Origin of the sequence: Pseudomonas sp. WOUb67, assembly GCF_050058005.1 — a bacterium.
Classification (GTDB): Bacteria; Pseudomonadota; Gammaproteobacteria; order Pseudomonadales; family Pseudomonadaceae; genus Aquipseudomonas; species Aquipseudomonas putida_R.
On the sequence record NZ_CP170112.1, the window covers coordinates 571,512 to 586,303 of the forward strand.

Annotated in this window: 2 protein-coding genes, 2 tRNA genes and 7 rRNA genes; 2 read left to right on the forward strand and 9 right to left on the reverse strand. The window is 53.6% G+C overall.

Translation table 11 applies throughout. The features are described 5' to 3' along the window. The first annotated feature begins 2 nt into the window (after positions 1-2). Both ABOC32_RS02505 and ABOC32_RS02510 read left to right on the forward strand, forming a co-directional pair. Positions 3-959 carry a FecR domain-containing protein gene (locus ABOC32_RS02505; RefSeq protein ID WP_426810042.1) on the forward strand — a complete coding sequence of 319 codons (957 nt, stop codon included), beginning with the start codon at positions 3-5 and terminating at the stop codon, positions 957-959. Between the two features lie 165 nt (positions 960-1,124). Next, positions 1,125-3,539, forward strand: a complete 2,415-nt coding sequence (locus ABOC32_RS02510; RefSeq protein ID WP_426810043.1) for a TonB-dependent siderophore receptor — start codon at positions 1,125-1,127, stop codon at positions 3,537-3,539. 66 nt (positions 3,540-3,605) lie between these two features. Here the strand turns inward: ABOC32_RS02510 and rrf (ABOC32_RS02515) are convergent. From rrf (ABOC32_RS02515) to ABOC32_RS02555, 9 genes are all read right to left on the reverse strand, one after another. After that, positions 3,606-3,721, reverse strand: a 5S ribosomal RNA gene (rrf, locus tag ABOC32_RS02515). Positions 3,722-3,830: 109 nt separating this feature from the next. Further along, positions 3,831-3,946: ribosomal RNA gene (gene rrf, locus ABOC32_RS02520) — 5S ribosomal RNA — on the reverse strand. Positions 3,947-4,081: 135 nt separating this feature from the next. Next, positions 4,082-6,973 (reverse strand): 23S ribosomal RNA (locus ABOC32_RS02525). Between the two features lie 244 nt (positions 6,974-7,217). Next, positions 7,218-7,293 (reverse strand) — tRNA-Ala (locus tag ABOC32_RS02530). A gap of 36 nt (positions 7,294-7,329) precedes the next feature. Beyond that, positions 7,330-7,406 (reverse strand) — tRNA-Ile (locus tag ABOC32_RS02535). An 87-nt stretch (positions 7,407-7,493) separates the two neighbouring features. Next, positions 7,494-9,030, reverse strand: a 16S ribosomal RNA gene (locus ABOC32_RS02540). Positions 9,031-9,477: 447 nt separating this feature from the next. Next, positions 9,478-9,593, reverse strand: a 5S ribosomal RNA gene (gene rrf, locus ABOC32_RS02545). Positions 9,594-9,727: 134 nt separating this feature from the next. After that, positions 9,728-12,619, reverse strand: a 23S ribosomal RNA gene (locus ABOC32_RS02550). 278 nt (positions 12,620-12,897) lie between these two features. Continuing rightward, positions 12,898-14,434, reverse strand: a 16S ribosomal RNA gene (locus ABOC32_RS02555). The 16S, 23S and 5S rRNA genes sit together here with 2 tRNA genes alongside, the layout of an rRNA operon. Positions 14,435-14,792 lie beyond the last annotated feature (358 nt).

Sequence of the window (14,792 nt, forward strand, 5' to 3'; positions counted from 1 at the left end):
CAATGACTGCAGCACGCCCTGATGCAAAAGCGGTCAAGCAGGCCATCCAGTGGATGCTGCGGCTGCGCGAACGCGGGCATGAGCCGGCGCTGCAACAACAGTGCGCGCAATGGCGCAGTGCCCACCACGAACATGAGCAGGCCTGGCAACGGGTGATGCACCTGCATCAGGACCTGGACCTGCGCTCGATCCCCGGTGCCGGGTTGGCGTTGCAGACCCTGGAAACCAGCCAGCAGCGCCTGCACCGCCGGCAAGCGCTGAAGCTGCTTGGCGGCGTTGTCATGGTGGGGTCGGCGACATGGCTGGCCAAAGACCTCGATGCTACCCGTGCATGGGCGTCGGACTATGCCACCGGCACCGGGGAGCAACGCGCCTTTACCCTGCCCGATGGCTCACTGATGCAACTCAATACCCGCACTGCCGTGGACCTGGCCTTCAATGACCAGCAGCGCCTGGTTCGCCTGAAGCAGGGGGAGCTGATGATTACCTGCAACTCCGGGCATCCAGTACTGGTACAAACCCGCGACGCGCTGCTGGAAGGGTTCGCAGGACGCTTTGTGGCGTACCAGGACAGCGACTGCACACGTGTCAGTGTCAGCCACGGCAAAGTGGCGATCCACCAGCCTGGCAATGGCCAACTGCTGTGGATCGAAAGCGGCCAGCACTGGCGCCTGGATGCTCAAGGTGCGCACCCGCTGGCGCACCTGGACATGGACGCGATGGCCTGGGCTGAAGGGCTGATCGTTACCCAGGACATGCGCCTGTCCGACTTCCTCGCGCAGGTGAGCCGTTATCGCCATGGGTACCTGGGCTGCAGCGACGAGATTGCCGATTTGCGCCTGTCGGGGGTGTTCCGCCTCGAAGACCCGGAGCAGCTGCTTCAGTTGCTGCCGCAGACGCTGCCCGTAAGGCTTCGCCAACGTACACGCTGGTGGGTACGTGTAGAAAGCATGGCCTGACAAGGCCTTGACGATTTCTGGCGGGTTTTCAATCCCGGTCCGGCTAGGACAGTAAGCGACACCTTCTGCCCTCCACACTTCAACGGACCCTTCATGTCTATCAACCCGGTGTTAACCCACACTTGCAACTTGAATGATTATCGACCTGTCCTGCAATCAGCACGCTTGCGCCATGCCATCCGGGCTGCGCTGTTTGGTACTGCCTTGGGTCTGGCGGCTGTTCCGCAACTGTGCGCAGCGGCTGAAACAGCCCAGGTGAGTCATCACTATGCAATCCCGGCCGGCCAACTGGCCGACGTGCTCAATCAGTTTGCTCGTCAGGCCGGCATTACCCTGTCGAGTACGCCTCAGCTCACCGATGGCCTGCAGTCGAACGGCCTGCAGGGGCAGTACGCTACCGACCAAGCGCTGCGCCAACTGCTCAATGGCAGCGGCCTGGAAGCGGTAAGCCAGGATGGACGTAGCTATGTGCTGCAGACACAGCCCCTGGACGCCGCCCTGTCATTGCCAGACACCGATATCCGTAGCTTTAGCCTCGGCAATGCGCTGGGCAGCATGGAGGGTTACAACGCCACCCACAGCCAGGTGGCGACCAAAACCAGCACGCCATTGGTGGAAACCTCCCAATCGGTCTCGGTGGTGACTCGCCAGCAGATGGACGACCAGGGATCGCAGACCGTTGCCCAGGCCATGCGCTACACGCCTGGGGTACTGACCAACCCTTACGGTGCCACCCATCGCTACGACTATGTGGCCATGCGCGGCTTCAACGACGGCTCTGTGGATAACATCTACGTCGATGGGCTGAAGTCGATGGGCGACAACGGCACCTACAGCACCATGCAGGTGGACCCGTACTTCCTTGAGCGTATCGATATTCTCAAAGGGCCCTCTTCGGTACTGTATGGGCGAAGCTCGCCAGGGGGCCTGGTAGCCCTGACCACCAAGAAGCCGCTGTTTACCCCCTACCACCAGGTTCAAGCCACAGTCGGCACCCAGGGCCAGCGTGGCATGGGTTTCGACTTCAGCGGCCCTGTGGATGACGACAAGCGCATCGCCTATCGCCTGACAGGCCTGGCGGATGCGTCCGACACCCAGTTCGACCACAGCAAGGAAGAACGCTACACCATCGCCCCGGCCATCAGCGTCGACTTCACCGAAGACACCTCGCTCACACTGCAGGCTTACCTGCAGCACGACCCTAACGGCGGGTACCACGGCGGCAACCCTGCAGACGGCATGCTGCACAAGCGCAACGGCTTGCGCTTGTCAGACCACTTCTTCGAGGGCGAGCCGGGCATCGACAACTACGAGCGCACTCAGCAGTCCTTCAGCTACCAGTTCGAGCATCGCTTCAACGATGTGTTCACGGCGCGGCAGAACTTCCGTTACCAGGATTCCGACGTGTCCATGGACCAGGTGTACTCGGCCGGTTGGGCGGATGCCGACAGCAACATTCTCAACCGCGCCTATACCGGCGGCGACGAGCGCCTGCATTCGTACATCCTCGACAATATGCTGCAGGCAGAATTCTTCACCGGCGCTGCCAAACACACCCTGCTGCTGGGCGCCGACTACCAGCGGCGCAAGGCCGATGTCGCATGGCGTTATGGCTCGGTCGACCCGCTGGACGCCGGCAACCCGCAGTACGGCAATGGCAACCTTCAGGTACTGGGCGAAAACCGCTACCAGCGGCGCTTGCAGCAGACAGGTGTGTACCTGCAGGACCTGGTGGAGCTTGACCAGTGGCGCTTCTCCCTGGGGCTTCGCCAGGACTGGGTGAAGGTGTCGGAGGAGAATCGCGACAGCGACACCAAGGTCAGCGATCAGCGCTCCAAATTCACTACTCGGGCCGGGGTGCTCTACCTGTTCGAGAACGGCATTGCGCCCTATGTCAGCTACTCGGAGTCGTTCAATCCCAACACCGTGTCCGACCAGGAAGGCCGCCCGCTGGCACCGACCGAGGGCACTCAATGGGAAGCGGGTATCAAGTATCAGCCTCCGGGCAGCGACAACCTGTTCACCGCATCGGTGTTCCGCATCGAACAGGAAAACCTGGCCTCGAAGCAGCCTGACGAAAACTTCTATCGCCCGGTAGGTGAAGTACGCTCGCAAGGGCTGGAGCTGGAGGCTCATGTGCAGCTGACCGACAGCCTCAAACTGCTGGGCGGCTACACTTTTACCGATATCGAATATGCGAGGTCGATGCCGAGCCTGACGTCGGGCAGCCTCGACAACAAAGGCAATTCGCCAACACAGGCACCGAAACAGATCTTCTCGCTGTGGGCTGACTACAACTTCCACCAAGGGCCGCTGGATGGCCTGCGGCTGGGCGGTGGGGTGCGGTATGTGGGCTACAGTTGGGTAGATGCGGAAAACAGCATGAAGGTGCCTTCCTACACCTTGTTTGACGCTTCCCTCGGCTATGACCTGGGCAAGGTTGGGCTCAAGGGCGTGGATGTGCGCCTAAACGCCAACAACCTTACCAATAAAAGCTACATCACCTCATGTGCCAGCCTGAACTACTGCTACATGGGTGAAGAGCGCAACGTCAGCGCCACGGTCAGCTATCAGTTCTGACCTTTATAGATACCCGGAAAAGACAAAGCCCCTGTCTGCATTGCAGACAGGGGCTTTGGGTTTGAATCTTGACGATGACCTACTCTCACATGGGGAAACCCCACACTACCATCGGCGATGCATCGTTTCACTGCTGAGTTCGGGATGGGATCAGGTGGTTCCAATGCTCTATGGTCGTCAAGAAATTCTGTGTGCTGGCCCGTCACTCGGACGTGCCTGCGAATCTCTGTAGTTCCTACTTAAAGACAAAACCCCTACCTGCATGCGCAGATAGGGGTTTTGCGAAATGAATCTTGACGATGACCTACTCTCACATGGGGAAACCCCACACTACCATCGGCGATGCATCGTTTCACTGCTGAGTTCGGGATGGGATCAGGTGGTTCCAATGCTCTATGGTCGTCAAGAAATTCTGTAGCCAGAATGTCCAGATGGACAGCCCAGCGAATTCGGATATGCGATATTTGTGGGTTACGTTCGAACTTTCGGTTCGTATCATCTTCACCACCGCAATCTGCGCTAGCAAATTGCTTGGGTGTTATATGGTCAAGCCTCACGGGCAATTAGTATTGGTTAGCTCAACGCCTCACAGCGCTTACACACCCAACCTATCAACGTCGTAGTCTTCGACGGCCCTTTAGGGGATTCAAGATCCCAGTGAGATCTCATCTTGAGGCAAGTTTCCCGCTTAGATGCTTTCAGCGGTTATCTCTTCCGAACATAGCTACCCGGCAATGCCACTGGCGTGACAACCGGAACACCAGAGGTTCGTCCACTCCGGTCCTCTCGTACTAGGAGCAGCCCCTCTCAAATCTCAAACGTCCACGGCAGATAGGGACCGAACTGTCTCACGACGTTCTAAACCCAGCTCGCGTACCACTTTAAATGGCGAACAGCCATACCCTTGGGACCGGCTTCAGCCCCAGGATGTGATGAGCCGACATCGAGGTGCCAAACACCGCCGTCGATATGAACTCTTGGGCGGTATCAGCCTGTTATCCCCGGAGTACCTTTTATCCGTTGAGCGATGGCCCTTCCATACAGAACCACCGGATCACTAAGACCTACTTTCGTACCTGCTCGACGTGTGTGTCTCGCAGTCAAGCGCGCTTTTGCCTTTATACTCTACGACCGATTTCCGACCGGTCTGAGCGCACCTTCGTACTCCTCCGTTACTCTTTGGGAGGAGACCGCCCCAGTCAAACTACCCACCATACACTGTCCTCGATCCGGATAACGGACCTGAGTTAGAACCTCAAAGTTGCCAGGGTGGTATTTCAAGGATGGCTCCATGAGAACTGGCGTCCCCACTTCAAAGCCTCCCACCTATCCTACACAAGCAAATTCAAAGTCCAGTGCAAAGCTATAGTAAAGGTTCACGGGGTCTTTCCGTCTAGCCGCGGATACACTGCATCTTCACAGCGATTTCAATTTCACTGAGTCTCGGGTGGAGACAGCGCCGCCATCGTTACGCCATTCGTGCAGGTCGGAACTTACCCGACAAGGAATTTCGCTACCTTAGGACCGTTATAGTTACGGCCGCCGTTTACCGGGGCTTCGATCAAGAGCTTCGCTTGCGCTAACCCCATCAATTAACCTTCCGGCACCGGGCAGGCGTCACACCCTATACGTCCACTTTCGTGTTTGCAGAGTGCTGTGTTTTTAATAAACAGTCGCAGCGGCCTGGTATCTTCGACCGGCATGGGCTTACGGAGCAAGTCCTTGACCCTCGCCGGCGCACCTTCTCCCGAAGTTACGGTGCCATTTTGCCTAGTTCCTTCACCCGAGTTCTCTCAAGCGCCTTGGTATTCTCTACCTAACCACCTGTGTCGGTTTGGGGTACGGTTCCCAGTTATCTGAAGCTTAGGAGCTTTTCTTGGAAGCATGGTATCAACCACTTCGTCGCCTAAAGGCAACTCGTCATCAGCTCTCGGCCTTGAAATCCCGGATTTGCCTAAGATTCCAGCCTACCACCTTAAACCTGGACAACCAACGCCAGGCTGGCCTAACCTTCTCCGTCCCTCCATCGCAATAACTGGAAGTACAGGAATATTAACCTGTTTTCCATCGACTACGCTTTTCAGCCTCGCCTTAGGGACCGACTAACCCTGCGTCGATTAACGTTGCGCAGGAAACCTTGGTCTTTCGGCGTGCGAGTTTTTCACTCGCATTGTCGTTACTCATGTCAGCATTCGCACTTCTGATACCTCCAGCAAGCTTCTCAACTCACCTTCACAGGCTTACAGAACGCTCCTCTACCGCATCACCAAAAGGTGATACCCGTAGCTTCGGTGCATGGTTTGAGCCCCGTTACATCTTCCGCGCAGGCCGACTCGACTAGTGAGCTATTACGCTTTCTTTAAAGGGTGGCTGCTTCTAAGCCAACCTCCTAGCTGTCTAAGCCTTCCCACATCGTTTCCCACTTAACCATGACTTTGGGACCTTAGCTGACGGTCTGGGTTGTTTCCCTTTTCACGACGGACGTTAGCACCCGCCGTGTGTCTCCCATGCTCGGCACTTGTAGGTATTCGGAGTTTGCATCGGTTTGGTAAGTCGGGATGACCCCCTAGCCGAAACAGTGCTCTACCCCCTACAGTGATACATGAGGCGCTACCTAAATAGCTTTCGAGGAGAACCAGCTATCTCCGAGCTTGATTAGCCTTTCACTCCGATCCACAGGTCATCCGCTAACTTTTCAACGGTAGTCGGTTCGGTCCTCCAGTCAGTGTTACCTAACCTTCAACCTGCCCATGGATAGATCGCCCGGTTTCGGGTCTATACCCAGCGACTAAACGCCCTATTAAGACTCGCTTTCGCTACGCCTCCCCTATTCGGTTAAGCTCGCCACTGAATATAAGTCGCTGACCCATTATACAAAAGGTACGCAGTCACCTAACAAGTAGGCTCCCACTGCTTGTACGCATACGGTTTCAGGATCTATTTCACTCCCCTCTCCGGGGTTCTTTTCGCCTTTCCCTCACGGTACTAGTTCACTATCGGTCAGTCAGTAGTATTTAGCCTTGGAGGATGGTCCCCCCATATTCAGACAAAGTTTCTCGTGCTCCGTCCTACTCGATTTCATTGATAAGAGATTTTCGTGTACGGGGCTATCACCCACTATGGCCGCACTTTCCAGAGCGTTCCACTAATCTCAAACCAACTTAAGGGCTGGTCCCCGTTCGCTCGCCACTACTAAGGGAATCTCGGTTGATTTCTTTTCCTCAGGGTACTTAGATGTTTCAGTTCCCCTGGTTCGCCTCTTGCACCTATGTATTCAGTACAAGATAACCAGCTTATGCTGGCTGGGTTCCCCCATTCAGAGATCTCTGGATCACAGTCTGTTTGCCGACTCCCCAAAGCTTATCGCAGGCTACCACGTCTTTCATCGCCTCTGACTGCCAAGGCATCCACCGTATGCGCTTCTTCACTTGACCATATAACCCCAAGCAATCTGGTTATACTGTGAAGACGACATTCGCCGAAAATTCGCACGTTGCTCTTTCGAGCAGAACTCACAAATTTTACCTTAGCCTGATCACACACCAGTGAAAGTGCATGTCAGTCTATTTCTATCACATATCCGAATTTTTAAAGAACGATCTGACAAAAGTCAGAAATCAACATTCATCAACGAATGTTCATTTCTAAGTTCTGACAAGCTACTGCGTACGGCGAAAGTGGTGGAGCCAAGCGGGATCGAACCGCTGACCTCCTGCGTGCAAGGCAGGCGCTCTCCCAGCTGAGCTATGGCCCCGTCTATCTGTTACAACAGCATGGCTAAACCATGTAATGGTAGGTCTGGGCAGATTTGAACTGCCGACCTCACCCTTATCAGGGGTGCGCTCTAACCAACTGAGCTACAGACCTATAACAGGGTCGCTTTACAGCATCGTCTTTATACAAGTGAATCAAGCAATTCGTGTGGGAGCTCATCAGCAGGCTGATGTCGTCGATTAAGGAGGTGATCCAGCCGCAGGTTCCCCTACGGCTACCTTGTTACGACTTCACCCCAGTCATGAATCACACCGTGGTAACCGTCCTCCCGAGGGTTAGACTAGCTACTTCTGGTGCAACCCACTCCCATGGTGTGACGGGCGGTGTGTACAAGGCCCGGGAACGTATTCACCGCGACATTCTGATTCGCGATTACTAGCGATTCCGACTTCACGCAGTCGAGTTGCAGACTGCGATCCGGACTACGATCGGTTTTGTGAGATTAGCTCCACCTCGCGGCTTGGCAACCCTCTGTACCGACCATTGTAGCACGTGTGTAGCCCAGGCCGTAAGGGCCATGATGACTTGACGTCATCCCCACCTTCCTCCGGTTTGTCACCGGCAGTCTCCTTAGAGTGCCCACCATAACGTGCTGGTAACTAAGGACAAGGGTTGCGCTCGTTACGGGACTTAACCCAACATCTCACGACACGAGCTGACGACAGCCATGCAGCACCTGTGTCAGAGTTCCCGAAGGCACCAATCCATCTCTGGAAAGTTCTCTGCATGTCAAGGCCTGGTAAGGTTCTTCGCGTTGCTTCGAATTAAACCACATGCTCCACCGCTTGTGCGGGCCCCCGTCAATTCATTTGAGTTTTAACCTTGCGGCCGTACTCCCCAGGCGGTCAACTTAATGCGTTAGCTGCGCCACTAAAATCTCAAGGATTCCAACGGCTAGTTGACATCGTTTACGGCGTGGACTACCAGGGTATCTAATCCTGTTTGCTCCCCACGCTTTCGCACCTCAGTGTCAGTATCAGTCCAGGTGGTCGCCTTCGCCACTGGTGTTCCTTCCTATATCTACGCATTTCACCGCTACACAGGAAATTCCACCACCCTCTACCGTACTCTAGCTTGCCAGTTTTGGATGCAGTTCCCAGGTTGAGCCCGGGGCTTTCACATTCAACTTAACAAACCACCTACGCGCGCTTTACGCCCAGTAATTCCGATTAACGCTTGCACCCTCTGTATTACCGCGGCTGCTGGCACAGAGTTAGCCGGTGCTTATTCTGTCGGTAACGTCAAAACACTAACGTATTAGGTTAATGCCCTTCCTCCCAACTTAAAGTGCTTTACAATCCGAAGACCTTCTTCACACACGCGGCATGGCTGGATCAGGCTTTCGCCCATTGTCCAATATTCCCCACTGCTGCCTCCCGTAGGAGTCTGGACCGTGTCTCAGTTCCAGTGTGACTGATCATCCTCTCAGACCAGTTACGGATCGTCGCCTTGGTGAGCCATTACCTCACCAACTAGCTAATCCGACCTAGGCTCATCTGATAGCGCAAGGCCCGAAGGTCCCCTGCTTTCTCCCGTAGGACGTATGCGGTATTAGCGTTCCTTTCGAAACGTTGTCCCCCACTACCAGGCAGATTCCTAGGCATTACTCACCCGTCCGCCGCTGAATCGAAGAGCAAGCTCTTCTCATCCGCTCGACTTGCATGTGTTAGGCCTGCCGCCAGCGTTCAATCTGAGCCATGATCAAACTCTTCAGTTCAATACTGCTTGGGTTTTTAAGAAACCCTAAACTTGGCTCAGCAATCTCAAATGACTATGTGATTTCTCGCATGGTCACTTGTGATGCTGATAATCTTTTTGACTATCAGTCCATACTCACAAGCACCCACACGAATTGCTTGATTCAATTTGTTAAAGAGCGTTTGGTTAAGAGCTTTTCGTCTCAACCGAGGCGCGCATTCTACGCTTTCCTCAGAGCCTGTCAAGCGTTTATTTTGAAGTTTTTTGCGAGAAACTCGTTTAACTTCAGACACTTAACTCGCTTCGATCTCTCGTCGCGGGAGGTGAATAATACAGCATTCAAAAACGCTGTCAACCACCTTTTTACTACCACCGGTTGGCTTTCAGCCTACCAGGAGAAGCGATAGCTTCTACTTAAAGACAAAACCCCTACCTGCATGCGCAGATAGGGGTTTTGCGAAATGAATCTTGACGATGACCTACTCTCACATGGGGAAACCCCACACTACCATCGGCGATGCATCGTTTCACTACTGAGTTCGGGATGGGATCAGGTGGTTCCAATGCTCTATGGTCGTCAAGAAATTCTGTAGCCAGAATGTCCAGATGGACAGCCCAGCGAATTCGGATATGCGATATTTGTGGTTTGTTGCGAACTTTCGGTTCGTATCATCTTCACCACCGCAATCTGCGTTAGCAAATTGCTTGGGTGTTATATGGTCAAGCCTCACGGGCAATTAGTATTGGTTAGCTCAACGCCTCACAGCGCTTACACACCCAACCTATCAACGTCGTAGTCTTCGACGGCCCTTCAGGGGATTCAAGATCCCAGTGAGATCTCATCTTGAGGCAAGTTTCCCGCTTAGATGCTTTCAGCGGTTATCTCTTCCGAACATAGCTACCCGGCAATGCCACTGGCGTGACAACCGGAACACCAGAGGTTCGTCCACTCCGGTCCTCTCGTACTAGGAGCAGCCCCTCTCAAATCTCAAACGTCCACGGCAGATAGGGACCGAACTGTCTCACGACGTTCTAAACCCAGCTCGCGTACCACTTTAAATGGCGAACAGCCATACCCTTGGGACCGGCTTCAGCCCCAGGATGTGATGAGCCGACATCGAGGTGCCAAACACCGCCGTCGATATGAACTCTTGGGCGGTATCAGCCTGTTATCCCCGGAGTACCTTTTATCCGTTGAGCGATGGCCCTTCCATACAGAACCACCGGATCACTAAGACCTACTTTCGTACCTGCTCGACGTGTGTGTCTCGCAGTCAAGCGCGCTTTTGCCTTTATACTCTACGACCGATTTCCGACCGGTCTGAGCGCACCTTCGTACTCCTCCGTTACTCTTTGGGAGGAGACCGCCCCAGTCAAACTACCCACCATACACTGTCCTCGATCCGGATAACGGACCTGAGTTAGAACCTCAAAGTTGCCAGGGTGGTATTTCAAGGATGGCTCCATGAGAACTGGCGTCCCCACTTCAAAGCCTCCCACCTATCCTACACAAGCAAATTCAAAGTCCAGTGCAAAGCTATAGTAAAGGTTCACGGGGTCTTTCCGTCTAGCCGCGGATACACTGCATCTTCACAGCGATTTCAATTTCACTGAGTCTCGGGTGGAGACAGCGCCGCCATCGTTACGCCATTCGTGCAGGTCGGAACTTACCCGACAAGGAATTTCGCTACCTTAGGACCGTTATAGTTACGGCCGCCGTTTACCGGGGCTTCGATCAAGAGCTTCGCTTGCGCTAACCCCATCAATTAACCTTCCGGCACCGGGCAGGCGTCACACCCTATACGTCCACTTTCGTGTTTGCAGAGTGCTGTGTTTTTAATAAACAGTCGCAGCGGCCTGGTATCTTCGACCGGCATGGGCTTACGGAGCAAGTCCTTGACCCTCGCCGGCGCACCTTCTCCCGAAGTTACGGTGCCATTTTGCCTAGTTCCTTCACCCGAGTTCTCTCAAGCGCCTTGGTATTCTCTACCTAACCACCTGTGTCGGTTTGGGGTACGGTTCCCAGTTATCTGAAGCTTAGGAGCTTTTCTTGGAAGCATGGTATCAACCACTTCGTCGCCTAAAGGCAACTCGTCATCAGCTCTCGGCCTTGGAATCCCGGATTTGCCTAAGATTCCAGCCTACCACCTTAAACCTGGACAACCAACGCCAGGCTGGCCTAACCTTCTCCGTCCCTCCATCGCAATAACTGGAAGTACAGGAATATTAACCTGTTTTCCATCGACTACGCTTTTCAGCCTCGCCTTAGGGACCGACTAACCCTGCGTCGATTAACGTTGCGCAGGAAACCTTGGTCTTTCGGCGTGCGAGTTTTTCACTCGCATTGTCGTTACTCATGTCAGCATTCGCACTTCTGATACCTCCAGCAAGCTTCTCAACTCACCTTCACAGGCTTACAGAACGCTCCTCTACCGCATCACCAAAAGGTGATACCCGTAGCTTCGGTGCATGGTTTGAGCCCCGTTACATCTTCCGCGCAGGCCGACTCGACTAGTGAGCTATTACGCTTTCTTTAAAGGGTGGCTGCTTCTAAGCCAACCTCCTAGCTGTCTAAGCCTTCCCACATCGTTTCCCACTTAACCATGACTTTGGGACCTTAGCTGACGGTCTGGGTTGTTTCCCTTTTCACGACGGACGTTAGCACCCGCCGTGTGTCTCCCATGCTCGGCACTTGTAGGTATTCGGAGTTTGCATCGGTTTGGTAAGTCGGGATGACCCCCTAGCCGAAACAGTGCTCTACCCCCTACAGTGATACATGAGGCGCTACCTAAATAGCTTTCGAGGAGAACCAGCTATCTCCGAGCTTGATTAGCCTTTCACTCCGATCCACAGGTCATCCGCTAACTTTTCAACGGTAGTCGGTTCGGTCCTCCAGTCAGTGTTACCTAACCTTCAACCTGCCCATGGATAGATCGCCCGGTTTCGGGTCTATACCCAGCGACTAAACGCCCTATTAAGACTCGCTTTCGCTACGCCTCCCCTATTCGGTTAAGCTCGCCACTGAATATAAGTCGCTGACCCATTATACAAAAGGTACGCAGTCACCTAACAAGTAGGCTCCCACTGCTTGTACGCATACGGTTTCAGGATCTATTTCACTCCCCTCTCCGGGGTTCTTTTCGCCTTTCCCTCACGGTACTAGTTCACTATCGGTCAGTCAGTAGTATTTAGCCTTGGAGGATGGTCCCCCCATATTCAGACAAAGTTTCTCGTGCTCCGTCCTACTCGATTTCATTGATAAGAGATTTTCGTGTACGGGGCTATCACCCACTATGGCCGCACTTTCCAGAGCGTTCCACTAATCTCAAACCAACTTAAGGGCTGGTCCCCGTTCGCTCGCCACTACTAAGGGAATCTCGGTTGATTTCTTTTCCTCAGGGTACTTAGATGTTTCAGTTCCCCTGGTTCGCCTCTTGCACCTATGTATTCAGTACAAGATAACCAGCTTATGCTGGCTGGGTTCCCCCATTCAGAGATCTCTGGATCACAGTCTGTTTGCCGACTCCCCAAAGCTTATCGCAGGCTACCACGTCTTTCATCGCCTCTGACTGCCAAGGCATCCACCGTATGCGCTTCTTCACTTGACCATATAACCCCAAGCAATCTGGTTATACTGTGAAGACGACATTCGCCGAAAATTCGCACGTTGCTCTTTCGAGCAGAACTCACAAATTTTACCTTAGCCTGATCCACCAGCAGTGAAACTGGTGTTCAGTCTATTTCTATCACATATCCGAATTTTTAAAGAACGGTCTGACAAAAGCCAGAAATCAACATTCGCAGGGAATGCTCATTTCTGAGTTCTGATCAGCAAATGAATCAAGCAATTCGTGTGGGAGCTCATCAGCAGGCTGATGTCGTCGATTAAGGAGGTGATCCAGCCGCAGGTTCCCCTACGGCTACCTTGTTACGACTTCACCCCAGTCATGAATCACACCGTGGTAACCGTCCTCCCGAAGGTTAGACTAGCTACTTCTGGTGCAACCCACTCCCATGGTGTGACGGGCGGTGTGTACAAGGCCCGGGAACGTATTCACCGCGACATTCTGATTCGCGATTACTAGCGATTCCGACTTCACGCAGTCGAGTTGCAGACTGCGATCCGGACTACGATCGGTTTTGTGAGATTAGCTCCACCTCGCGGCTTGGCAACCCTCTGTACCGACCATTGTAGCACGTGTGTAGCCCAGGCCGTAAGGGCCATGATGACTTGACGTCATCCCCACCTTCCTCCGGTTTGTCACCGGCAGTCTCCTTAGAGTGCCCACCATAACGTGCTGGTAACTAAGGACAAGGGTTGCGCTCGTTACGGGACTTAACCCAACATCTCACGACACGAGCTGACGACAGCCATGCAGCACCTGTGTCAGAGTTCCCGAAGGCACCAATCCATCTCTGGAAAGTTCTCTGCATGTCAAGGCCTGGTAAGGTTCTTCGCGTTGCTTCGAATTAAACCACATGCTCCACCGCTTGTGCGGGCCCCCGTCAATTCATTTGAGTTTTAACCTTGCGGCCGTACTCCCCAGGCGGTCAACTTAATGCGTTAGCTGCGCCACTAAAATCTCAAGGATTCCAACGGCTAGTTGACATCGTTTACGGCGTGGACTACCAGGGTATCTAATCCTGTTTGCTCCCCACGCTTTCGCACCTCAGTGTCAGTATCAGTCCAGGTGGTCGCCTTCGCCACTGGTGTTCCTTCCTATATCTACGCATTTCACCGCTACACAGGAAATTCCACCACCCTCTACCGTACTCTAGCTTGCCAGTTTTGGATGCAGTTCCCAGGTTGAGCCCGGGGCTTTCACATTCAACTTAACAAACCACCTACGCGCGCTTTACGCCCAGTAATTCCGATTAACGCTTGCACCCTCTGTATTACCGCGGCTGCTGGCACAGAGTTAGCCGGTGCTTATTCTGTCGGTAACGTCAAAACACTAACGTATTAGGTTAATGCCCTTCCTCCCAACTTAAAGTGCTTTACAATCCGAAGACCTTCTTCACACACGCGGCATGGCTGGATCAGGCTTTCGCCCATTGTCCAATATTCCCCACTGCTGCCTCCCGTAGGAGTCTGGACCGTGTCTCAGTTCCAGTGTGACTGATCATCCTCTCAGACCAGTTACGGATCGTCGCCTTGGTGAGCCATTACCTCACCAACTAGCTAATCCGACCTAGGCTCATCTGATAGCGCAAGGCCCGAAGGTCCCCTGCTTTCTCCCGTAGGACGTATGCGGTATTAGCGTTCCTTTCGAAACGTTGTCCCCCACTACCAGGCAGATTCCTAGGCATTACTCACCCGTCCGCCGCTGAATCGAAGAGCAAGCTCTTCTCATCCGCTCGACTTGCATGTGTTAGGCCTGCCGCCAGCGTTCAATCTGAGCCATGATCAAACTCTTCAGTTCAATACTGCTTGGGTTTTTAAGAAACCCTAAACTTGGCTCAGCAATCTCAAATGACTATGTGATTTCTCGCATGGTCACTTGTGATGCTGATAATCTTTTTGACTATCAGTCCATACTCACAAGCACCCACACGAATTGCTTGATTCAATTTGTTAAAGAGCGTTTGGTTAAGAGCCTTTCGTCTCAACCGAGGCGCGCATTCTACGCTTTCCTCAGAGCCTGTCAAGCGTTTATTTTGAAGTTTTTTGCGAGAAACTCGTTTAACTTCAGACACTTAACTCGCTTCGATCTCTCGTCGCGGGAGGTGAATCATACAGCGTTTAGAAGCGCTGTCAACCACCATTTCAACCGCTTGCAA

What these genes read in the sequence shown, in the direction of transcription:
- ABOC32_RS02505 (WP_426810042.1), top strand. Translation starts at nt 3, where the DNA reads ATGACTGCAGCACGCCCTGATGCAAAAGCGGTCAAGCAGGCCATCCAG.